We start from the raw sequence: 22,246 nt of genomic DNA on the forward strand, positions 1-22,246 counted from the left end.
ATGTGTGCGAACGGGTGCACGGTGATTTCCCGCTGCCCGGAGCGTCCTGTGGGCCGTTCGCGCGCCGGCCGGTGTCAGGTGAGGGGCTCGTAACAGTCGTAGTTGCGCTGAGCGACGATCCTGCCGTCCCGGAACTCGAGGAAGGCCGCGATGTGCGCGCGCATGACATGGCCTGCGGGCAGATCACCGAAGCCGACGGCAAGTGTGCCGGACCACTTGATCTCCAGGGCGACCCGGTCCCCGGAGGCCACCGCGTTGATCACTTCGTAGCTCTGATCGCTGAGCAACGTGCGAGCCCGGGCGGACGCGGCGAGTGTCTCCGTGAGATCGCGTTCGGTGCCGGTGGGGAACAGGGCGTTGGGCAACTGGGAGTGGGTCATGTCCGGGTGCAGGAACTCGGCGAGTTGCTCCGGTGCGGCCAGCCGGGCCACCGCCTCGTGATAGCGGAGAGCGGTACGGACGTGGGGGTGCTGATCGGTCCGATCGGTCTGCGTCATATGCACAACCATAGTTGCACAACCAGGGTTGTCAAAGGGATGCTGGCTCCATGCGCGAACCGGTCGAACCCTCCAGCCTCGACCTCGGCAGCCTCGCCCTGTTCGTCGGCCTCGCGGCTGGCGGCGCGGTCCGGGCCGACCTGGCGTCCCGGGGATTCGGCGACCTGCGGATGTCGCACGGATACGTCTTCCAGCACCTCGTCGACGGGCGACCGACGGTGAGCGACCTGGCGGCGAAGCTCGACATGACGCAGCAGGGGGCCTCCAAGGTCGTCGCGGAACTCGAGCGCCTCGGCTACGTCGAGCGCCTGCCGAGCCCTCGCGACGCCCGGGTCCGCCATGTCGCGCTGACCGGCAGGGGCAGGGAAGCCGTCACCGCCGCACGGCACGCACGCGAGCGACTCGAGGCGCGTCTGCGGGAGCGGTCCGACGGGGCGGCCGCCGGCGGGTCGCGCGGCACGCCCTTCGACGTGACGCGGGCGGTGCTCGTCGATCTCCTCGACGAACTGGGTGGTACGGCGGCGGTCCATCACCGCGATGTCAGGCCGCCGCGCTGAGGCAGGGGCGTCCACGGCGGCCCGTTCGTCCGCGGGCGAGGCCGGCGCCCGGTTCTGCTTCCGTGTGGGGGCGCTCAGACGATCATGACCGTGATGCCGCTGTTCTCCAGTGCCGTGGTCTCGTCCGAGGGCGCACCGGCGTCCGTGACGAGGACGTGCACCGACGTCGAGGGGCCGACGTAGGCCTGAGCGGTGCGGCCCAGTTTGCTGCCGTCGGCGGCGGCGACGACGCGGCGGGCCGAGGCGATCGCGGCCTTCTTCACCACCGCCTCGTCGAGGTCGTAGGCCGTCATGCCATCCCCCGCGGTCAGGCCGCAGCACCCCAGGACGGCGGTGTCGAAGCGCAGCGCCGCCAGGGAGGCCAGGGTCAGCGGCCCGATGAGGGCCCCCTCGGCAGCGCGCGGCCGGCCGCCCGGGACGAGCAGCGAGGTCGGTTCGGGCGCGTCGCCGAGCACGTGGATCGCCTGCAGCGACAGGGGCATCACCGTGACCTGCCGGCCCCGCAGCAGCCGCGCGACCTCCAGGCAAGTCGTACCGCTGTCGAGCAGCACCGTCTCCCCGTCGGAGATGAGCGATGCCACCTCCGCCGCGATCCGGCGCTTGGCCTCGACGGCTTCGTGGGCGCGCAGCGAGAAGGGCGGTTCCTCTCCCCGCAGCAGCAGAGTGCGCGCGCCACCGCGGAACCGTTCGAGGACCCCCTGCGCCGCCAGGTGGTCCAGGTCCCGGCGAATGGTCATCTCCGAGGCGGCCGTCAGCTCGGCGAGTTCGGTGACGGTCGCCCGGCCGGCCTCCCGGACGGCCTGGGTGATCTGTCGATGACGCTCCACGGTGTTCATGAGGTGATTCAACACCACCTTCATCGAACGTGGAAAGTGTTCGATAGGCACTGTTTCGCACAAGCCTTGTGTTCGTTAGGGTGGGTGCATGGAAAGAGCGCTGCGCGTCGCCCGCGCTGTGACGGTCGTCTATTTCGTTCTCAACGGCACCTTGCTCGGTATGTGGGTGGTGCAGATCCCGGCGGTGGAGGAGCGCGTCGGCATCTCCCACGCGGCCCTGGGCGGGTTCCTCGTACTGCTCGGCGCCGGGGCCTTCGTCGGCATGCAGGTCGGAGGACGCCTGTCGGACCGGCTCGGCACCCGTGCCGTCGTCCCCGTGGCGGGAGTGCTGTGCAGCGCGACCCTCGTACTGCCCGGCCTCGCGCGGGAGCCATGGGCCCTCGGCGCGGCCCTCCTGCTCTTCGGGTTCGGCAACGGCACCCTCGACGTCAGCATGAACGCGCACGCCGTGCAGGTCGAGAAGGCCTACGGCCGGCCTGTCATGTCGGGCTTCCACGCCACGTTCTCGGTCGGCGGCGTCCTCGCCGCGCTCGCCGGTGCCGCGGCCATCGACATCGGCTGGTCACCGGCCACCATCCTGGGCGTCGCCGCGACCGCAGGTGTCGTCATCGCCCTGGTCTCGGCACGCGGCCTCCTGCCCGCCGTGCGGACCACCCCCGTGCCCGACGCCGAGGACCGGCCCGAGCAGCCCGAGCGACCCGTCCCCGGTCGTATCCGGCTCCTGGCCGTCCTGGCCCTGCTGATCATGCTGTGCGAGGGCGCCGCCAACGACTGGAGCGTCCTCCATCTCAAGACCGTGCTGGACGCGCCCGAGAGCACCGCCGCATTCGCCTACGGCACGTACGCGACGACCATGACCGTCGGCAGACTGCTGGCAGACCGGATATCCGGGCGGTTCGGTCCGGTCGCGGTCCTCCGCCACGGTGCGGCTCTGGCCGCCGTCGGCATCACGGTCGCGGCCCTGTCCCCGTGGATCTGGGCGGCGCTGACCGGCTGGGCGTTGTTCGGCCTGGGTCTGTCGGGCTGTGTCCCGCAGTTGTTCAGTGCCGCGGGGCACGCAGACCCCGCAGCCGCGGGCGCGAACGTCTCGCGGGTCGCCGGGCTCGGGTACATCGGCATGCTGGCGGGCCCCGCCGTCATCGGCTGGATGACCCACCTCATGGCGCTCAACCACACCTTCCTGCTGCTCTCCCTCTTCTGTGCGACCGCCGTCCTCGCGGCCGGCGTCCTGCGCCCCGTCCCGGACCGGGCGCGGACCGCCGAACCTGCCTCCTGACCGCCTGCGCGGCGCGGCCTGACCACGCGCCGCGCAGGCCCGCCACACTGCGAGTTCGGTGCCGGGCACGGCCCGTCCAGCGCGGACAACCGCTGGTTGGAGTGCCCACCCCGTTCGTTGTTTGCTTCCCGTGCGCCCCGCTCGCTTCGATGCCTTCCGGCGGCGGCGAGTCGATCAGCATGTCGCAGACCGCCGCACTCCGCCGGCGCGCCCGGACGGCCGATCGCAAGGAGCCCGCATGCCCGACCACGACCGTCTCCACCTCCGCACGGAAGAGTTCGCGCGGGTGGCCGAGCGGATCGAGTACGTCACCACGCTCACGTCACGACTCAACGTCCTGCCGTTCGACGACAAGACCGCCCGCGCGGCCCTGCTGGCCGAGATCGTCGGCAAGCCCGTCCACGAATCCGTCACTGTCCACCCGCCCTTCTACACCGACCACGGCCTCGGTATCGAGTTCGGCGAGCACGTCTTCGTCAACCAGGGGTGCACCTTCCTGGACCAGGGCGGCATCCGCCTGGGCGACGGAGTACTGATCGGCCCGAAGACCAACCTCATCTCCTCCGACCACCCGCTGCCGGCCGCCGAGCGGAGCAGATACATCACCCGGGCGGCCGTCACCATCGAAGCCGGTGCATGGCTCGGCGCCGCGGTGACGGTACTCCCCGGTGTGACGATCGGCCGCGGGGCGGTGGTGGGCGCGGGAGCCGTCGTCACGAAGGACGTCCCCGCCGACACGTTGGTGACCGGACCGGCGGCGGTGGCGCGCAAGCGCTGGGCGCAGTGAGCGCTGACCATGTCGCCGGCCCGAGCCGACACGGTCGATCAGCCGGAGGCCGTGATCCCCACCGTTCGGAAGGCCTTCTCCAGCTCCCGCTTCACTGTATAGCGCAGGGGGGATCTTGCCGCAAGGCCCCCATATCGGGCGAAGATGACCCCTCGCGTCACGAGGCGCGGAGGAATCCGGGAGTGCGTATGCGGGTGTTGTTGTCCACGGTCGGGTCGCGGGGAGAAGTGCAGCCGGTGGTCGCTCTGGCCGTCGAGCTGATGGGTTCGGGGCACGAGGCCGTCGTGTGCGCGCCGCCCGATTTCCGGGAGTGGGCCCGGTCGCTGGGGGTCGCCTACGTCCCGGTCGGACCGGAGTTGCGTGCGACAGCGAAGCGGCCCAGGGATCTCGTGCCCACGCCGGAGCAGCGGCGAAGGATGATCGAGGGCACGGTCGCCGGTCAGTTCCGAGCGGTGCGCGCGGCTGCCGAGGGGTGTGACGTGATCGTCGGAGGCGGTGCCCTGGCCATCGCTGCCCGCTCGGTCGCCGAGGAACGGCGCATCGGGTACGTGTACGCCGCGTTCGCGCCCGTCACCCTGCCCTCACCGCACCACGCGCCGCCCGTGTTCGGGCTGTTGGGAGAGCAGCCGTCGGACGGCCCGCCGGACAACCGGACCCTGTGGGCTCAGGACGCACAGCGCTGGAACACCCTGTGGGGTGCAGCCCTCGACGCGCAGCGCGGAGCCGCCGGTCTCGCGCCGGTCGGTGACGTGAGCCGTCACCTTTTCACCGGCACCCCGTGGCTGGCCGCCGACCCCACCCTCGCCCCGTGGCCCGAACCGTCGGAGCTGGACGTGTTCCAGACCGGGGCGTGGATGATGGCGGATCACCGGCCGCTCGGGGCAGAGGTGCAGGAGTTCCTCGACGCCGGTGAGCCACCCGTCTACTTCGGCTTCGGCAGCATGCACGCCCCTGCCGACACCGCCCGGACGGCGGTCGCCGCCGCCCGGGCACTCGGCCGCCGCGCGATCATCGCCAGCGGCTGGGCCGAGTTGTCGCTCGACGAAGCCGCGCCCGACTGCCTGCTGATCGGTGAGGTGAACCAGCAGGCGCTGTTCCGCCGGGTCGCCGCGGTGGTGCATCACGGCGGGGCGGGCACCACCACGACAGCGGCCGCGGCCGGGGTGCCCCAACTGATCGTCCCGCGCGTGTTCGACCAGTTCTCCTTCGCCCGCCGCGTCGGCGAACTCGGGATCGGCCTCGCCCACGCGCCCGGTGACCCCACGGTCGGCTCCCTGACCGCGGCGCTGGGCAGCGCCCTTGCACCCGAGGTGACCGAGACCGCCCACGCCGTCGCGGGACGGGTCCGCACCGACGGTGCGTCGATCGCCGCCCGCCGACTGACCGAGGTGTAGCGGTCACGCTCACGTCCGCCCGGCCGCGTGGGCGGCGCGCTGGGCCTGGTGGAGGTTGGCCGGGCGGACCACGTCGGTGGTGCCGTACAGCTCCAGACGGCTGTGCAGGTCACCTTCGAAGTCCGGTACGTCGATCTGGTCGAACTCCCGGACCTGGTTGATGCCGACGGTCGCGGAGTACGGCGCCAAGCCGTCGATCTTCATGAGGCCCGCCCGCCCGTTGACGACGCGGATGTTCCAGTGGGCGAAGCGCGCCCCGAAGAGGGGGCCGGCGCCGGCGTCGCCGCCGTGGCGGCCGTTGTTGTTCACGGTGATGTCGGTGCGGACGTTGGCGAACGGCATGCCGCGGTGGCTGTCGAAGGTGCCCATCCTCATGTCTCCGCGCGACCAGACGTTGTGGGAGGACAGGCCCTCGACGTTGATGCCGTGCAACTGGGTGCCGGCGGGGACCGGCGTGGTGCGCTCCTCGATGGTGAAGTCCTCGATCAGGTTGTCGTGCGAGCCCTCGCGGCAGAAGTAGGGGTGGTGACTGCCTCGTCCCGTGACACGTGTGCGGCGCAGGGTGCAGGCGGAGGCGGCGACCAGGCCGAAACCGTTGTCGGTGTGCCGGACCGTCACGTCGTCCACCCAGCAGTCGTACGCGCACTGCAGTACGACGCCGTTGTACCCCAGGTCGAGGAGGTGGGGCCGCTGCGGGGTCTCCACCGCCTCCAGGGTCAGGCCCTCGACGCCCGATCCGGTCAACTCCGCTGTGTGGGTGGTGAACCGGGGCTCCCACTCGGGACGCAGATCCAGTGGGAGAGGGCGTTCGAGCGTCACCCTGTGTCCGCGGACGCGGGTGATGCGGACGGGCCACTCGTAGGGAACGTAGGAGAGCAGTTTGCTCTTGTCGCTCCAGGTGTAGGACTCGGGGCCGGGGCCGTCGCCCGCCATGTGTTCCAGCAGGGTGTGCCCGGCGTCGTCGGCGAGGCGGAGCAGGACCAGGGCGCCGGGGCGCAGTCCGGCCGGGTCGGTGACGGTCACGGTCCAGTCGCCTCTGCGTGCCGCCGCGATGGGGGTGAGGGTGCGCCACTCCTCGCGCCGGTTGCCGGTCCAGCCCTCGAACGGCCAGGCGCGTGCTCTGATCGCGTCGGTGAGGGAGTTCCAACGCGCCTCGGGCGCCAGCCAGATGAGTCCGCCCGCCCACGACCAGGACGACTTGTCGCCACCGTACCGGGAGCCGTAGGGGCCGATGAGCTCGGTGAGATTCCTCGTGGCGTGGAGCGTCGTCCGGGCGCTGCCGGCGCCGCGCAGGACGACGTGGGAGTGCCCGAGGCGGATCAGGCCCTCGATGCGCAGGACGCCGGGCGGGATGCGGACCGTGCCACCGCCGGCCGCACCGGCTGCGGCGATGGCGCGGTTGATGGCCGGGGCGCAGTCGGTTCGGCCGTCCGCCACGGCGCCGAAGTCGCGTACGTCGGCGACCACGGGGCGCCGGGGCAGTCGGGTGGCCCCGCCCCGGAAGCCCGCCCGTCCGACGAAGGGGATCTGGGGATGCCGGTACGGCTCACGCGCGTACTCGTGCCACAGATCCGGCACGGTCCGGACGCCGGGTCCCGGTGCCGCGTACGCGGTGCCGGCCCCCGTGATCACACCGGTGGCCACGGCCGCGGCGCTGCCGAGCAGCGCACGCCTGCTGACACCGGAGGCGGTGCCGGACTGGTTTCCGTCCATGCGTGCAACTCCTGTCCTTCCGGGACCTGGCCACCCGAGAGTGGCACGCGGAAGCCAGTCCGTACACCCATGCGCACGATGTTCATCTATATGAACACGCGCGAGGTGCTTCCGGCCGACCGCCCCGAGTCCCCGGGGCGACGTGCGTCCTGCGCCCCGGGGACTCGAGCCGTCCGTCGGGTCAGGGGAACTGGACCACCTTGGAGGGGACGGTGTCCGTCCCTGACGTCGGGGCTCCGGTGTCGTTGATGACGTGGCGGTACTGCCCCTTCCCGCCGAGGGAGATCACCATCAGGTGCCGCATCCTGATGCCGGGTTTGACCGGCACCTGGAAGCCGTGGTGCTGCACGATGGTGTCGTCGGAGGTGTAGTTGCAGTAACTGCCGAGTGCCCACGCCTCGTGCTCGTTCACCGTGTCGGCGACCTTGTAGGCCGCGTATCCGACGATGCCGTCATGGGTGATGGCGGCCTCGTCGGGAGCGTCGTACGCCTTCTCGTTCTGGAAGAAGATCGTGCGGCCGCGCTCGCCGTTCCAGACCACGTCGTACTTGTTGAAGTGCTCCACGAACAGACCGGTGGTCAGGACGTCGTCGCCGTTGACGCGGAGACCGTAGTCGGCGCGGTTGGTCTCCCAGCCGACACCCTCGCCGTGGTCGGCACGCCAGATCCAGGTGTGGTCGATGAGGACGTCGTCGCTGTTGACGACCACCGAGTCGGTGGCGAGACCGGGGCCCGCACCGCCGATGCGCACGAACACGTCCTGCAGGGTGGTGGGGTTGGCCGCGTGGTCGGCCGACGCGCCGGGCTCGCCGATGCGCAGCAGCGTGTCCGACCTGGTCGCACCGGCGTCGATCAGGAATCCCGCCAGGCGGACGCCGTCCACGTCGGCGACGTGCATGGCGTCGATGCCGCCGTCGGGGATGATCGTGGCCAGTCCGAGGCCGAGGACGACGGTGTTGGCGCGGTCCACCTCGATGGTCCGGTCCAGGTGGTACACACCCGGCGTGAACAGCAGGTGGAGACCCTGGTCGAGGGCCGCGTTGATGGTGGCGGCCGTCGCGCCGGGCTTGACCACGTAGAACTGGTCCAGCGGCAGGGAGGTTCCGCCGGTGTTCGCCGGCCAGGAGACACCGCGCGCGTTGGTGCGCTTGGCGGGCACGAACACCTTGTAGGTGTCGCCGTCCAGGTAGAGGAACGGCTTCTCCCGGGAGAGGGGAGTGGTGTCGAACGTGGTGTAGGGCCCGGTGGCGAAGTTGGTGGCGGGCGCGCCCTGGACGCCTGTGAAGGTCATGTTCCACACGCCGTTGGTCCAGCCGCCGACGCTGCTGTCGCGGGTGTACCACTGCTGCTGCGAGTAGGGGCCGACCGTGCCGTCGATCTTCGAGTCGGCGATGTAGCCGCCGGAGGCCCAGCCGTAGCCGTTGGGGGCCAGGTTGAGGCCGCCCTTGACGTGGATCCGGCGGAACGGCGCGGCCTGGGCGACCGCCCACCGGTTGGTGCCGTTGGCCGGGGTGAGGGCCAGGTTCTCGGCCGACCGCCAGAAGTTCTGGGTGGCGTTGCCGTCGAACCAGCCCGCGTCCACGGTGATGTCACCGTTGATCTGGACGTCGTCGGGGTTGAGGCCGAGCCCGGAGATCGAGGTGTAGAAACCCAGTTGGGCGTTGATGTTGTTGTAGGTGCCGGGCTTGAGCAGGAACTGGTAGCGGCCGCTGCCGAACTGGCTCTCCTCCTGCTGGGCGAAGACCTGGTCGAACTTCTGCTGCAGGTTCGGCGTCGACGGGTCCACGACGATGACGTTCGGGCCCAGGTCGCCGCCGCCCTGGATCGGGCCGGTGGTGCCGCCGGATTCGGTGTGCACCGCCATCTCCCACAGGGAGTAGCCGTACGGGGTGGCGCGGGCCGTGCCGAGGACACGGACGTAGCGGCCGGCCCCGTCGACCTCGTAGGAGGCACGTCCGCCGGTGGCGCCGGTGACCTCCTTCAGCACGGTCCAGTCCCGGCCGTTGCCGGACGCCTGGAGCTGGAAGTCCTTGGCGTAGGCGGCCTCCCAGTGCAGGTCGATCCTGCACAGTTCCTTGTCCGACCCCAGGTCGACCTGGAGCCACTGGGGGTCGGAGGGCCGGCTCGACCAGCGGGTGCCGGCGTCACCGTCGAACGCCGCGGAGGCCGGGGTGCCCGTGTTCTCCACGGAGGAGGCCGAGGAGGGCTTGCCGCGGGCGGCGTCGGCGGTGTCGCACGCCCCGGAGGGCGCGTCGCCCCTGGTGCCGAAGACCTGGAACTCGAACAGGGAGTAGCCCCAGGACGTGGCACGCTCGAGACCCTGCATGCGTACGTAACGGGCCTGGCCCGAGACGTCCACGGTGTCGATCCCGCCGTCGCCTCCCGTGACGGTCTCGGCGTCGCTCCACCCGGCGCCGTCCCGGGACAGCTGGATCTTGTACTCCTTGCCGTAGGCGGCCTCCCAGTCCAGGACGACCCGGGTGACGGACGCCGTGGCGCCCAGGTCCACCTGCAGCCACTGGTCGTCGCCCGCGGCCGACGACCACCGGGTGCCCCGGTCGCCGTCCACGGCGTTGGCTGCGGGCGTCCCGGCGTTCTCGGTCGAGGACGACGTGACGGGCCTGCCCTGGGACAGCGGCACCTCCGCCGCCGCCGCGGGCAGTTGGGCGGGGAGAGTGACGAGTGCCGCGGTGGAGATCAGTGCGACACCCAGTGCTCGGCGTCTGAGGCGTCGCACGCCGGTGATGTGTCTCATGCGTCAACTTTCTGCGGGGCCGGTGCGGGGCTCACACGAGGGCGTGCCGCTCGGCGCACAGGCGTGCCGATGGGGAGTACGGCGGTGGGGCCGCTTAGTTCACGATTTGATTTAAGGGGTGACCCATCGGCGGGGCAAGCCCTCGGACACGGATTGCCGTCCGGGGAGCGGGAATTGGCGACGCGGGCGGGCGGCCAAGCGTGCAGTCGTGCGGGCCCGGAGGGTCAATCGGTGGTCGTCGACCGGCGGACCACCACGGAGGTCGGCAGGACGACCTGCTGTCCGGGGTACGTCTCGCCCGACAGGTGGCCGAGGAGCATCCGGGCCGCGGTCTCTCCCATCCGGCGCATCGGTTGCCGGACCGTCGTCAGGGCGGGCTGGGTCAGCCGTGCCATCGGGATGTCGTCGAAGCCGATCACGGCGACGTCCTCGGGCACCCGCAGTCCCGCCGCGCGCAGGGCGGACATGGCGCCCATGGCGGCGAGGTCGTTGTGCGCGAAGACGGCGTCGAAGTCCCGCCCCTCGCGCAGCACTCGGCGGACCGACTCCTCACCGCCGGCCTCGGTGAAGTCGCTCTCGACGAAGAGGGCGGGATCCCTCGCACGGCCGCTCCCGGCGTACACCGCGTCGAAGCCTTCGCGGCGGTCGCGCACGCAGCCGAAGCGCAACGGCCCGGCGAGGACCAGCGGCCGGAACCGTCCCTCGTCCAGCAGGTGCCGCGCGGCCGCCGCTGCCCCTTCACGGTTGGCGGCCGACACGTACGGGAACTCGGGGTGCCGGCCGCGGTCGTCGATCAGCACGACCGGGAGTCCCTTGCGGTGCAGTGCGGTCAGCATCGCCAAGGTGTCCTCCGGTTCCACCGCGATCAGCCCGTCGAAGGCGCCGGCCGAGACCTGGCTGGTGAACCACTCGACCGAGTCGGTGCCCCGGTTGCAGGTGAACAGCAGCAGTCCGAACTCGGCCGCCTCCACCGTGTCGACGACCCCTTGGAGGACCTCACCCATCCACGGCCAGGTCAAGGACGGCACGAGCATGCCGACCGTGCGGCTCCTGCCGCGGGCCAGGCCCACCGCGCCGGAGCTGGGCACGTACCCCAGCCGGTCGATGACCTCCCGGACGCGGGCGGCCGTTGAACTGTCCACCTCGGCGCGGGTGTTCAGTACCCGGGAGACGGTCGTCTTGCTCACGCCGGCCATCCGGGCCACGTCCGCGATGGTGACACGCACCGCATCCCTCTTCCTGCACACGATCACTCGGCCATCGGACGGGGCGCCCCGCCCGGGTCCGGCTCCGCTTCCGGGCGCGACGCCCGAGTCAAACAGCGGCTTCCCACCTGCGTCAACACCGCGGACGGGCACCGGGGCCGTGCCGCCGCAGCGCACTGGGCGAGAGCGCCGCACCCACCTGTCGCAGCGTCAAGTCCCGAAACGGGAAGGGAGTCGGGGCGTACCAATCTCCACGAGAGGTATTGACGACGGCGTGGCATGTCCCTTTCATTCACGCACAAGGCCGGAACCGGTTCCGGAACCGCTTCCGGTGGCAGCCCCCACCACTTCCCCCCAGGAGGAGTGCTGTGCTGAGAACCTCCCCCCGCCCGTTCACCGGCAGCCGGTCCGGGCGCCGCGCGTGGACGACCGCCCTGGCCTGTCTCGGCCTCCTGCTCGCCACCCTCTACACCGGAGCGGCCGTGCCCCGCAGCGGCCCGGACAGCACCGACCTGAACGCCGCCCCCCAGGGCGCCCAGGTGATCCGGGTCGCGGAGTTCCTCGCCGAATGCCCCTACAGCCATCGGCTCCCGGACGACCCGATCGTCTTCCCCGGCCTGCCGGGCGCCTCCCACATGCACAGCTTCTTCGGCAGCAGGGTGACCAACGCGCACACCGACGTCACCGACCTGCTCGGCTCGGCCACGACCTGCGCCCCCGCCGTGGACACCTCGTCGTACTGGGTGCCCACGCTCTACCGCAACGACCAGCCGGTGGAGCCGACCGGCACCACCTTCTACTACCTCGGCGAAGGGGTCCGCGACGACGTCATCCAGCGCATCCGCCCGTTCCCGCAGGGGCTGCGGATCGTGGCCGGCAACGCCAGGGCGACCGGCGTCGGCGACCCGACGTCGGTGGCCCGCTGGTCCTGCCTCCACCACGGCGAGGTCAACCCCTCGAAGGACTTCGTCACCTGCCCCGCCGGTTCGATGCTGGAGTCCTACCTGGACTTCCCGCAGTGCTGGAACGGGAAGGACCTGGACTCCGCAGACCACAAGAGCCACATGTCCTATCCGGTGAACGGCGCGTGCCCGGCCACTCACCCGGTGCCCGTACCCAAGCTCCGGCAGGTCCTGCGCTATCCGGTGTCGGGGAGCACCCAGGGTCTGCGCCTGGCCTCCGGGCCCGGCTACACCATGCACGGTGACTTCTTCAACGCCTGGCCCGAGAACGAACTCGCCCGCAGGGTCACGAACTGCATCAACGCCATCGTGAAGTGCGGAGCGGACGGCAACCCCTCCTGATCGCCCGGTGCACGGCACGTCCTCCACCTCGGCACGGCAACCATGCCCAAGGAGCAGCGATGGCGCACCCGACCCCTCGCCTCTTCGGCAAGGCCCTCGTCGCCACACTGCTGTGCGCCGTGGCCGTGTCGGGCTGCGACGGCTCACCGCGGGAGCAGCGGCCGGGACCCGGTGCGGCTGCCCCCGAGGGACCGCACGCGACCGGGGACGTGAACGAACGTGCCCGGGTCCCCTCCGGGGGCCCGGGCACGCGGCCGGACGCCACCGAGGTGGGGTGGATCCAGCTGGCGATCGCGATGGACCGGCAAGCCCGGCACATCCTGCTGCTGGCACGGGAGCGCGGGGGTGACAGGGACCTCGCGGTCTGGGCGTCCGAGGTCGCCGCGAGCCGCGGAACGGAACTCACCCGGCTCCGCGCCCTCCTGGCGCAGCGAGGAGTGCCCGACGACAACCCCCACGAAGGCCACGACATGCCGGGCATGGTCGACGGGCAGGAACTGCGGGCTCTGGAGAGTGCCCGCGGCCGGCCCTTCGACCGGCTCCTGCGCTCGGCGATCCGTGACCACCTGGAGCAGGCGCAGACGTTGTCCGCCACCCTGCGGAAGGCGCGCGTCGGCCCGGACGTGCGGAAGACGGCACTCGGCGTGGGCGCGACGGCGACCGACGCCTTGCGCCGCATGCCGCCGCCTTGAGACTTGCGAAGGCCGTGCGGTCGCACCCGCACGGTTCGGTCGCGGCCGGGCTGTGCCCTCCGGTCGGTTCGGCGACGGTTTCCCGGAGCGTCGGACGACCGACTCGGGGGCCGCGGCGCCGTACGGTGCCGCGCCCCCCTGACCGCGTGGTCGTCGGCGCGCATCCGTCCGGGTGGCGCCGGGCTCGTCGGTGGTGATCAGAGAAGACCGAGAAGATCGAGCAGGAACTGGATGAGGCCGTATCCACCTTCCATCGAGGTCACCCCCTCTCTGTCCATGCACTGGGTGTGGATCATGCATACCGGGGGCGGCGGCCCTTGATGTTCGGCCGGATGAGGTATTTGTGCGCGGAGACGGCGGCGATCGCGCCGGCGCCGTCGGTGTCGGGTACGCCGTCGTGGCCGTGGAAGGTGCGCCGCCAGTCGTCGAGACGGGCGTCCTGGGTGAAGGCGGTGGCGAACACCTCGCTGTCGCCGCGGTTGGTGGCCTCGGTGACGGTACGGATGGCGGCCGGGACGTCGACTGCGCTCATGACGTGCTCCCTCATGTGCCGGTCGTGGGAGGGCCGGGCGAAGACGACGACGACCCTGCGCCGCGAGCGGTCCCGGGGGCCATGGCGTCCAGGGCTGCGGGGGCTTCGTCCACGAGCGGCGGATTATAAGGGCCGTCAACGTGTCCCTCACGACGGGACGTCGAGCGCAGTGGGGTGCTGTCTACTCCACGTGTGCCGGTCGAACGAGCCGAGCATGGCCTCTGCGCCACTCGGCGCGTACCTCTGTGCCAGACACGTGGAGAACTGGATGAGAACTCGGGTTACGGCGACCCTCGCCATCACGGCCGCGCTCCTCACGACCGGAACGGCGGGCGCCGGTCATGCCTCCGCCGCGGGCGGACCGAGCCACCAGGCGGTGTCGACCGCCATCCGGCACGCGATCGCGGGCGAGGCCACCCAGGCGGACCTGCAGATCATCAAGAACGACCCGCAGTTGGCCCGGACGGTCCCGGTGTCCCTGCGGGCGGGCAAGCCCGTCATCACCGAGGCCGCGCCGCCCGCGCGCAAGGAAGCCACGGCCTCCCGGACGGCAGCCGCCGCCACAGCCGACTACCAGACGAAGTGCCTGACCGTCGACTTCCCGCTGACCAACACCAGCTACCTGGGCGAAGTCATCTACACCTGGCACCACAAGTTCTCCTGGTGCACCGCCAACACGGTCTCGGGAGCCGAGTGGTCGCGCGTCATCACGGCCGGCCCGTACAACCGGTACGACTACTTCACCGACAAGTCCAGCGTGGTCTACCCCCAGGGACTGACCACCGACGTGTCCTTCGCCCCGGTCGGAGCCCCGATGGGCACCGTCAACCCGAGTGGAGCGGGGTCGCCCTACCACTCCTACCTCGCGAGGTCGGTGAACCTCTGCATCGCCCAGTACGCCTGCTACGCCAGCAACCTGCCGCAGAGCGACCTCACCATCGGTCGGGACAACGCCTATCCCGCGACCGCGAAGGCGCTCTGACCGACTCGCCCTGAACCGACGCTCGCCCCACCGCTCCGTCAGGCGGTGGGGCGACGCCCCGGCCGACCGTGCCGTGCCTGAGTCACCTGTGAGGGGCCGTGTCACCGACATCCCGTAGGCTCCCGGCCATGAACGAGGGGGAATCCGGCAGACGGGTCATCGACGGGCGGTTCGAACTGCAGGCGCGGCTCGGTGGTGGCGGCATGGGCCTGGTGTGGCGGGCCCGCGACCTCATCCTCGACCGGGCGGTCGCGCTCAAGGAGGTACGGCCGTCCGATCCGGGTCTCGCCGAATACGATCCGGCTGCAGCGGCGATGCTGCGGGCCCGGGTGCTGCGCGAGGCACGGGCACTGGCCCGTGTCGACCACCCGAACGTCGTGACCATCCACCACGTCGTGGACGGTGCGGAGCACACCTACCCGTGGCTCGTCATGGAGCTGGTGACCGGAGGGTCACTCCAGGACCGGCTGGACAAGGGCCCGCTGGCGCCCGTCGAGGCCGCCCGGATCGGCCGCGAGGTGCTGGCCGCACTGCGTGCCGCGCACGACGCCGGCATCCAGCACCGGGACGTGAAACCCGCCAACGTCCTCATGCGGCCCGACGGTCGCCCCGTGCTCACCGACTTCGGCATCGCGGCCATCAGGGAGTCGACCGCCCTGACCGCGACCGGTTCCCTCATCGGCACGCCCGACTACATGGCTCCCGAGCGCATCTCCGGCGGCGAGGGCGGCCCGGGCTCCGACCTGTGGTCGCTGGCGATGATGCTGTACGTCGCCGTCGAAGGGCATCACCCGCTGCGCCGGGGGACGACCCTCGCGACGCTCGCGGCCCTCCTCAGCGAGGAACTCCCGCCCCCTCGCCGGGCCGGAGTGCTGACCGGCTTCCTGAACGCCGTGCTCGTCAAGGACCCGGCCGTCCGGGCCGGTGCGGAGACGGCGGACCGGATGCTCGCGGAGGCGGCCGGAGGCTCCGGTTCGGCTCCCGGTGTCCCCGGCGCAGGGAGCCACGCCACCTCCTTCCGTCTCGCGCCGCCTGCGGACCCGGCACCCACGCCCGCCGGCTTCGGGCCTCCGACGGGTTTCGGGCTTCCGGCCGGCTTCCGGCCGACGGGCCGCCACGACGCCGTGCCCGGGCCCGTCGCCCCGCCGGCGCCCTACCCGGCGGTTCCCACCCGCCGGGCGGCGGCACCCGGGCCGGGCAGCCGGGCCAGGAGCCGCATCGCCGTCGCCTCGGCCGTCGTCGGCACCGTACTGGCGGGAGTCCTGGTGTGGCAGGTGCTGCCGGAGGGAGGCGGCAACGGCGAGAAGAAGGCGGCCGATCGGCCCGGCTCCTCCTCGACCAGGACGGACGACCCCACCGGCCGCGCCCCCGAAGCGCCGGGACCGTCGCGGTCGGCGCCGGCCGCACAGGCCGACGCCAGGACCGATCTGCTCACCCCGGACGGCATCCGGACGGCGGTGAAGGAGCTCAAGACCGCGACCGGCACGGACCACGCGTGCGACTTCGCCGTCTACCCGGGGCACGTGTCGGCGAAGATCATGGTGAGGGGAAGCGACACCAAGTACGACACGTACACCTACCGGCCGGCTGAGGGCGTCAAGAAGGGCATCATCAGCGGCGCGACCATCGGGGGCGACCAGCCCTTCGACCTGGACGACTTCGACTGGGGCGTCCTTCCCCCTTTGCTGAAGCGGGCGGAGAAGGACCTCAACGTGGATCGGCCGACGCTGCGCTACCTGCTGGTCCGCCCCGCCGACGACACCTTCGACACGCCCCTCGGGCTGGCCGTGTACGTCGCCGACGAGCACGTCAGCGGTCATCTGGACGCCGATCTGAAGGGCACGGTGACGAAAGTCTTCCCGGCCCAGGACTGACCGGCCGGTGCGACCGGTCGCCGGGGCGTCGCCGGCGGGGCGCGGGCGCAGCCGCCCGCCGGCCGGCTACTCCTCCTGCTCTCCGCCGGACTCGCGCCCGGCCCCCTCCTCGGCCTCGACGCCCTCCAGGGGTTTGCCGGCCGTCGTGCCCTGCTCCGTCCGGTAACCCTCGCGGTTGCTCGCCGTGCCCGGTATCGAGCGCTCCTGCGCCTGGCTCTCCGCGCCGGAGTGCGAGCCGGGCTCCTCGGGATCCCGCGCGCGGTCGTAGCGGTTGTCGGACTGGTTCTCGTGGTCGGCCATGTCGGTGCCTTTCGCCGTCGGGTCGTCGCGGGTTCCCCGGGGTGCGGCGCCGGAAACGACAGCGTGTCCGTGACCGGCGCCCGGCACGGCCCCGCCCAGCGGGCAGGCGGACCGCCTAGGACTGTCGGCGTGTCCGGTCGGCGACGCTCCCGGCCGAGTCACGGGCCTGGTCGGCCACGGTCCCCGCCTGGTTGCGCGCCTCTTCCTGGGTGGCCTGGACGGCCTCTCCCGCGGTGCCCTTCACTTCCTCCGCCGCGCTCTGTGCTGCCTCGCGGGCGCCTTCCTTCAGGGTCTGCGCGGAGTCGAGTGCGGCCTGCTTCACCGGTTCGAGGGCTTCCTGGCCCTGTTCCATCAGGGTGGAAGCGGCCTGCTGCTCGGTCTGCGACGCCGGCAGGAAGGAGGAGGCCAGTACGCCGGCACCGAAGGCGATCAGCCCAGCGGTCAGTGGATGTCCTTCCGTCTGCCGCATGGCCTGCTCGGGTGCCTGCCGGACCGTTTCGCCGGCCTGCTGGACCGCGTTGCGGGCCGTGTCGGTGGCCTGGCCGGCGCCCTCCTGCAGGGAACCGGCCGCCGACCGGGCGCTGCCTGCGGCGCCGTGCGCGGTGTCGTAGGCGGAACCCATGACCCGTTCCCGCAGGCCGGTGACCCTGCCCCGCGCCCGGTCGGTGCGGCGTCGCACCATCTGGCGGGGGCTGACCCGGTCGGCGAGCCGGTTGACATCGGTGGACAGACGGTCGCGGGTGACGCCGATGTCCGCCCTCATCTGGTCGGGTGACGTGCCCATCGGGTGTTCTCCTTCATCGTTTCGATGGTGTGCTCGGGCTTGGGGGAGACGGTGCGCATTCCGGCGCGGCCCCGTGCGTACAGCACGGCTGCCACCACGGCCCACACGGCGGTGACGATCAGGGCGGCCCAGCCGGCGTCCATCACGTTCGCCAGGCCCAGAACGGCGGCCAGGGACGCGAACAGCACGACCATGTACCCGGCGAATCCGGCGCCGCCGTACATGCCGGCCGCCTTGCCCGCCTTGGCCGCTTCCTGCCGCACCTCGGTCTTGGCCAGCTCCACTTCCTGGTGGAAGAGGGTCTGGACGTCCGACGTCACCTGCGCGACCAGTTCCCCGACGGAAGTCTCGCCGTCGTGGGGACGCGTGTGGTGGTCCGGCTGGATCGAGGCCACTTCACACCCCCGGGTGCGGAGGCGCCGGCGTGCCACCCGGAGCCGGACTCACGGGCGGGACGGGCGGGGGTGCCGGTGACCCGGACGGGGGCGACACCGGCTGCGGAGGCGTCCACTCACCGCCACCCGGCTCGGGTGTCGGTATGTCGGGGTCGACCGGGTACTGCGGCTGCGCCCCCGGGGCGGACTGCTCCTGCCCGCCGTCGCCGGACTGGGCGGCCTTGCCCGCCGCCTTGCCCATGCGCCCCGCGGCCAGCCCGGCCAGCAACGCCCCGCCCAGGAACAGGCCGGGGCGGCGACGGGCGAAACTCTGCACGTCGGCGAGGATGCCTTCGACACCCTGCTTGTCCACGTAGTCGGCAGCCCGGTGCCCGCGGTCGGCCACCTGACCGGCGACGCTGCGGGCGGGCGAGTCGCCGGGGGCGTTCTCCGCGAGCCCCGCGACGTCCTGCGCCCACTGCCGCAGCACTTCCGCGGCGCGACGGGTCTGCCCTTCGGCTTCCTGCATGGCGCGGCTGCGCAGATCCTGGACGACGGAGCCGGCCTGGTGCCGTACTTCCCCGGCGACCTCCTTGGCCTGCTGCGCGGCCGTGGCCGCCACCTGCCCGGTGGCCTGTCTGGTCTGGTCGGCCGTGGCGAACGCCTCGCTCCTGGCTGCCTGTCCGGCCTGCTGCAGCTTTCCGCCGCCGTTGTGCATGGACTCACTCATCGGACACTCTCCTCGGCACGCCGACCCCACGAACTTCGTGGGAACCTGCTCTGCCCGAGTGACTGTCCTGAGGCGATTCACACACCTTTGGGGCGATTAAGTGGTTTTTTGCGATGCGGCGTTCTGGATCGTGAAGTGTTCGAGTGTTCCGGTGACTTCCAGCAGACGGGCGACCGAGGCGTTGAGCGGGCCGAGCAGGACGAATGTGCGGTCCGTGGCGGCATGACGACGCTGTGCGTCCAGGAGGGCGTTCAGCAGCATGCTGTCGGCGAATTCCACCCGGGAGAGATCCACGGCGGTGGTGGGCGCCCCGGCACGGTCGGCCGCCGCCCAAGCGGCCTCGACGTCCTCCGCGTCCTCGAAGTCCAGCTCACCGCGCAGAGCGACGCACACCACCTGATCAAGGCGGGTGACGTGTACTTTCGTCGACTCGAAGGGCGCAGACATTGGCTCATCCTCACACCGGACCGAAACGAAGATCCAGTGACCTCCGGTGTGACGGCCACGACACCGGCGCGCGCGGCGGGTGTGCCGGACCCGATGCCGGGAGCCCTCACCGATGCCCCGTGGGGCGGACCGGAAGGTCACCGGCATGTTCTACTGTCTGACCATGGCTGCACGGCATTCGGCCCACGGACGGCACTCGGCCGGCTACCCGGCTTCGTACGATCTCCCGGCCCTCGATCTCGCTGACATGGCCGCGTGCGGTGCGCGTCTACGGGAGGCCGTCCGTGCGGCGCCGACGCTCGACGCTGCGGCACAGTCACTGGCCGACTTCCTCCACAGCCGGTTCAGCACGGGCCGGGGCACGGGGCGTCCGGGCGTCAGCGTGTGTCTGGCTCCTCGCGGGATCCTCGGCCCGGTGCGGGAGTTCCGTCCGCAGGCCGCCCCTTCGCCGGCCGTGGACCGTGCGGACCGTGCGGCCGTCCTCCCGCCGTCGCCGGACGCCGCCGGTGGCCCCTCCTTGGCGCACCGGTTGCTCGAGCGGGCCGGTGCCCGCGCGGACGCCGCGGACGACCCGCCCCTGCTCGACTCGGGCGTCGCCGTCCTGCGGCTGAGCCGCGCGGACGACGGCCCGCTGGACGGAACCCCCCACCACGGTCACTCCTCGGGCCTTTTCTTCGGCGGTCCCCTGACGGCGGGGGAGTGGTTCGTGGTGACGCTGACCTGTCCGGCCGAGCTGGCCGACGAGACCGTGGAACTGTTCCGCCCCCTGGCCTGCAGCGCGCGCCTCGCCCTGCTGTCCGCCGGTGGTGCTCCGCCCGCGCTCCGGGCGGAGGCGGCGAACGCACTGGCGGACAGCCTGGACGGCACAGTGGCCGAGCGGGCCGCCCACCTGCAGACCGCCGTGGCCGAACTGCGCACCACCGAGGCCCGGTTGCGCCGCTCCCAGCAAGAGCTTCAGCAGCGCGAGAGTCAACTGCGCGAGGAAGCGGCCATCGTGGAACTCCTGCAGGAGATCGGCAGCACGCTCGCCGCGGAGCTGGACCTCGACGCACTGGTCCAGCGGGCGGTCGACACCGCGACCCGCCTGGCCGGGGCGGAGTTCGGCGCCTTCTTCTACAACGTCCTCGGTGAGACCGGCGAGTCGTACCTGCTCTACGTCATCTCCGGAGTGGACCGGTCGGAGTTCGACAAGTTCCCCATGCCGCGCAACACCCAGGTGTTCGAGCAGACGTTCCGCGGCCTCGGGATCGTGCGGTCGGACGACATCACCGCGGACCCCCGATACGGGCACAACGCGCCGCACCACGGCATGCCGGAAGGGCATCTGCCGGTCCGCAGTTACCTCGCCGTGCCCGTGGTCTCCCGTGGCACCGTGCTCGGCGGCTTCTTCTTCGGGCACGCCGAGCCCGGAAGGTTCACCAGGCGCCACGAGCGCCTGGTCACGGGCGTCGCCGCGCAGACCGCGGTGGCCCTGCAGAACGCGCAGAGCTACCGCCAGGAGCGGGAGGCGGCGATGGAACTGCAGCAACACCTGCTGCCGCGCCTGCCCCAGGTGGACGGCATCGCCATCACGTCGCGTTACCTCCCGGCGGCCCGCAGCCGCGGCGCGGGCGGCGACTGGGTGGACCTCATACCGCTGCGCGACGGCGAAGTCGCCCTGGTGGTCGGCGACGTCATGGGCAAGGGGGTGAAAGCGGCCGCCGTGATGGGACAGATCCGCACGGCCTGCCGCGCCTACGCCCACCTCGCCCTCACCCCCAGCGAGGTCCTGGAGCACCTGAGCGTCCTGGTCGACGACATCGCGCCCGGCTCCATCGTCACCTGCGCCTACGCCCTGCTGGACCGTGACCGCACCCACCTGCGTGCGGCCGTGGCCGGTCATCTGCCGCCCGCTCTGCGCGATCCGCGCGGCGGCGTACGGTTCCTCGACGAGCAGGTGGGGCCGCCCCTGGGCGTGGGACGACGGCAGTACGCCCAGACGGAAGCCCGCCTGGAATCCGGCGCCCGGCTGCTGCTCTACACCGACGGCCTGGTCGAGCGCCGAGGACGGTCCATCGACGAGGGACTGCGGCAGCTCGGTGAACTCCTGGCCGGCCCGGTGGGTGAGATCGAGGCGGACTGCGACTCCTGGCTGGAAGCGCTGGCCGACGGGCAGCACGACGACGACATCGCCATGCTGTACCTCTACCGGCCGGAGGACCCCGCCCACCGGGTGGTGTCGGTCGTACGTGACTACCCGCCGGTCTCCGGCGCGGTTCCCGAGGCCCGGGACCTCGCGGCGCAGACCATGCGCGCCTGGGGGCTGCCCCACCTCGCCAACGACCTCATGCTCATCGCGGACGAACTGGTGGCCAACGCCGTACGCCACGCCAGGACCGCCATGCGCGTCGAACTGCGGCGCAGCGGCGACCGCGTCGTCCTCGAGGTGACGGACAGCAGTGCCGAGGAACCGCGTCTGATCGTCTCCAGTCCGGGGGAGTTCGGGCACCGTGGCATATTCCTGGTGGACGCCTTGGCGACTCGCTGGGGCACCCGCCCGATCGACGGCGGCAAAGTCGTCTGGGTGGAGGTCGCCACCGCATGACGACCGCCCCGGCCCGGTTCACCGGCCGCAGCACGAACGACCGACCGCCCTGCCCGCCCACTCCACCGGAAAGCCGCCCCCGATGACCCCGTCCCAGGAACCCCCGGCGCCCGAGCCCGGCAGCCCGTCACCGGCCGACTCAGGCGGTCTGCTCCCGACCGGGCCCTCCCTGACCCTCGTCTCCCATCGTGGCCCGCGGCACGCGGTCGTCGCCGTCACCGGCCCCATCGACTACCACACCACCCCCCAACTGCTCGGGCATCTGGGCACCAAGGAGATGCAGGAGGCCCCCCTGCTCGTCCTCGACCTCAGCCAGGTCGACTTCTGCGACTCCAGCGCCCTCGGTGCGTTCGTCGCCCTGCACCGCAGCCGCACCGACGCGGGTCGTCGCTTCGGGCTGACCGGGCTGCAGCCCGAGGTCCTGCGCATCCTCGAACTCACCCGCCTGACGACCGTGCTGCCGCTGTACGGCACCGTCGACGACGCCCTGCCGGCCTGAACCGCCCCGCCGGCCCGCCGTACCGGGCAGCCCCGCGGGGTGTCGTGTGCAAGCGGGCACCGGCGGGGTACCCGCGTTCGGTGATCCGTCGGTGACGGGTGGGCGAGCGGTGCGCGCGGGCGCG

The 22,246-nt window shown here is 71.8% G+C and carries 21 protein-coding genes; 10 read left to right on the forward strand and 11 right to left on the reverse strand.

The annotated features are described in order from the left end of the window. Positions 1-74: 74 nt before the first annotated feature. Positions 75-497, reverse strand: coding sequence for a nuclear transport factor 2 family protein (locus Q5694_RS03555; RefSeq protein WP_333930474.1), 423 nt, complete (start codon positions 495-497; stop codon positions 75-77). A gap of 50 nt (positions 498-547) precedes the next feature. Here Q5694_RS03555 and Q5694_RS03560 point away from each other — a divergent pair, with 50 nt between their 5' ends. After that, positions 548-1,054 (forward strand): MarR family winged helix-turn-helix transcriptional regulator, encoded by a 507-nt coding sequence (locus Q5694_RS03560; protein WP_333930475.1) that lies wholly within the window; start codon positions 548-550, stop codon positions 1,052-1,054. A 74-nt stretch (positions 1,055-1,128) separates the two neighbouring features. On the opposite strand, the gene Q5694_RS03565 is transcribed toward Q5694_RS03560, so the two are convergent. Then, a complete protein-coding gene (locus Q5694_RS03565) occupies positions 1,129-1,890 on the reverse strand; it encodes a DeoR/GlpR family DNA-binding transcription regulator (RefSeq protein WP_333930476.1) in 762 nt (253 codons plus the stop codon). A gap of 88 nt (positions 1,891-1,978) precedes the next feature. Here Q5694_RS03565 and Q5694_RS03570 point away from each other — a divergent pair, with 88 nt between their 5' ends. The 3 genes from Q5694_RS03570 to Q5694_RS03580 all read left to right on the forward strand — a co-directional run bounded on the left by Q5694_RS03570 (position 1,979) and on the right by Q5694_RS03580 (position 5,347). Next, the gene (locus Q5694_RS03570; RefSeq protein ID WP_333930477.1) at positions 1,979-3,166 is read left to right on the forward strand and encodes an MFS transporter; all 1,188 of its coding nucleotides are present in this window, start codon (positions 1,979-1,981) and stop codon (positions 3,164-3,166) included. 238 nt (positions 3,167-3,404) lie between these two features. Then, positions 3,405-3,953: a DapH/DapD/GlmU-related protein gene (locus Q5694_RS03575; protein WP_333930478.1), complete on the forward strand. Its 549-nt coding sequence runs from the start codon at positions 3,405-3,407 to the stop codon at positions 3,951-3,953. Positions 3,954-4,141: 188 nt separating this feature from the next. Next, positions 4,142-5,347, forward strand: a complete 1,206-nt coding sequence (locus tag Q5694_RS03580) for a glycosyltransferase (RefSeq protein ID WP_333930479.1) — start codon at positions 4,142-4,144, stop codon at positions 5,345-5,347. A 9-nt stretch (positions 5,348-5,356) separates the two neighbouring features. On the opposite strand, the gene Q5694_RS03585 is transcribed toward Q5694_RS03580, so the two are convergent. From Q5694_RS03585 to Q5694_RS03595, 3 genes are all read right to left on the reverse strand, one after another. Beyond that, positions 5,357-7,060, reverse strand: a complete 1,704-nt coding sequence (locus Q5694_RS03585; RefSeq protein WP_333930480.1) for a glycosyl hydrolase family 28-related protein — start codon at positions 7,058-7,060, stop codon at positions 5,357-5,359. Positions 7,061-7,241: 181 nt separating this feature from the next. Then, complete coding sequence (locus Q5694_RS03590) at positions 7,242-9,815, reverse strand: discoidin domain-containing protein (protein WP_333930481.1); 2,574 nt, start codon at positions 9,813-9,815, stop codon at positions 7,242-7,244. Between the two features lie 224 nt (positions 9,816-10,039). Beyond that, positions 10,040-11,041 carry a LacI family DNA-binding transcriptional regulator gene (locus Q5694_RS03595; protein ID WP_333930482.1) on the reverse strand — a complete coding sequence of 334 codons (1,002 nt, stop codon included), beginning with the start codon at positions 11,039-11,041 and terminating at the stop codon, positions 10,040-10,042. A 347-nt stretch (positions 11,042-11,388) separates the two neighbouring features. Here Q5694_RS03595 and Q5694_RS03600 point away from each other — a divergent pair, with 347 nt between their 5' ends. Together Q5694_RS03600 and Q5694_RS03605 are read left to right on the forward strand one after the other, a co-directional pair. Further along, positions 11,389-12,324 carry a DUF1996 domain-containing protein gene (locus Q5694_RS03600; RefSeq protein WP_443040804.1) on the forward strand — a complete coding sequence of 312 codons (936 nt, stop codon included), beginning with the start codon at positions 11,389-11,391 and terminating at the stop codon, positions 12,322-12,324. 59 nt (positions 12,325-12,383) lie between these two features. Further along, on the forward strand, positions 12,384-13,016 hold the full coding sequence (locus Q5694_RS03605) for a DUF305 domain-containing protein (RefSeq protein WP_333930483.1): 633 nt from the start codon (positions 12,384-12,386) through the stop codon (positions 13,014-13,016). A gap of 292 nt (positions 13,017-13,308) precedes the next feature. Here the strand turns inward: Q5694_RS03605 and Q5694_RS03610 are convergent, their stop codons facing one another. Next, entirely contained in the window at positions 13,309-13,548 is a 240-nt protein-coding gene (locus Q5694_RS03610) for a hypothetical protein (RefSeq protein ID WP_333930484.1), read from the reverse strand. 268 nt (positions 13,549-13,816) lie between these two features. Here Q5694_RS03610 and Q5694_RS03615 point away from each other — a divergent pair, with 268 nt between their 5' ends. Next, positions 13,817-14,530: a hypothetical protein gene (locus tag Q5694_RS03615; RefSeq protein ID WP_333930485.1), complete on the forward strand. Its 714-nt coding sequence runs from the start codon at positions 13,817-13,819 to the stop codon at positions 14,528-14,530. 128 nt (positions 14,531-14,658) lie between these two features. Beyond that, positions 14,659-16,404 (forward strand): serine/threonine-protein kinase, encoded by a 1,746-nt coding sequence (locus Q5694_RS03620; RefSeq protein WP_333930486.1) that lies wholly within the window; start codon positions 14,659-14,661, stop codon positions 16,402-16,404. A gap of 66 nt (positions 16,405-16,470) precedes the next feature. On the opposite strand, the gene Q5694_RS03625 is transcribed toward Q5694_RS03620, so the two are convergent. The 5 genes from Q5694_RS03625 to Q5694_RS03645 form a co-directional block, all read right to left on the reverse strand. Then, positions 16,471-16,704, reverse strand: coding sequence for a hypothetical protein (locus Q5694_RS03625; protein ID WP_333930487.1), 234 nt, complete (start codon positions 16,702-16,704; stop codon positions 16,471-16,473). A gap of 115 nt (positions 16,705-16,819) precedes the next feature. Continuing rightward, positions 16,820-17,488, reverse strand: a complete 669-nt coding sequence (locus Q5694_RS03630) for a DUF3618 domain-containing protein (protein ID WP_333930488.1) — start codon at positions 17,486-17,488, stop codon at positions 16,820-16,822. Beyond that, positions 17,464-17,883: a phage holin family protein gene (locus Q5694_RS03635; RefSeq protein WP_333930489.1), complete on the reverse strand. Its 420-nt coding sequence runs from the start codon at positions 17,881-17,883 to the stop codon at positions 17,464-17,466. Before Q5694_RS03635 ends, Q5694_RS03630 begins: the two co-directional genes overlap by 25 nt. A 1-nt stretch (position 17,884) precedes the next feature. Further along, positions 17,885-18,592: a hypothetical protein gene (locus Q5694_RS03640; RefSeq protein ID WP_333930490.1), complete on the reverse strand. Its 708-nt coding sequence runs from the start codon at positions 18,590-18,592 to the stop codon at positions 17,885-17,887. Between the two features lie 96 nt (positions 18,593-18,688). Beyond that, complete coding sequence (locus tag Q5694_RS03645; protein ID WP_333930491.1) at positions 18,689-19,039, reverse strand: STAS domain-containing protein; 351 nt, start codon at positions 19,037-19,039, stop codon at positions 18,689-18,691. Positions 19,040-19,454: 415 nt separating this feature from the next. Between Q5694_RS03645 and Q5694_RS03650 the strand changes: the two genes are divergently transcribed. Continuing rightward, the gene (locus tag Q5694_RS03650) at positions 19,455-21,623 is read left to right on the forward strand and encodes an ATP-binding SpoIIE family protein phosphatase (protein WP_333930492.1); all 2,169 of its coding nucleotides are present in this window, start codon (positions 19,455-19,457) and stop codon (positions 21,621-21,623) included. Between the two features lie 82 nt (positions 21,624-21,705). Further along, positions 21,706-22,122 (forward strand): STAS domain-containing protein, encoded by a 417-nt coding sequence (locus Q5694_RS03655; RefSeq protein WP_333930493.1) that lies wholly within the window; start codon positions 21,706-21,708, stop codon positions 22,120-22,122. Positions 22,123-22,246: the final 124 nt, after the last annotated feature.

Source organism: Streptomyces sp. AHA2 (assembly GCF_036857595.1).
Taxonomy (GTDB): domain Bacteria; phylum Actinomycetota; class Actinomycetes; order Streptomycetales; family Streptomycetaceae; genus Streptomyces.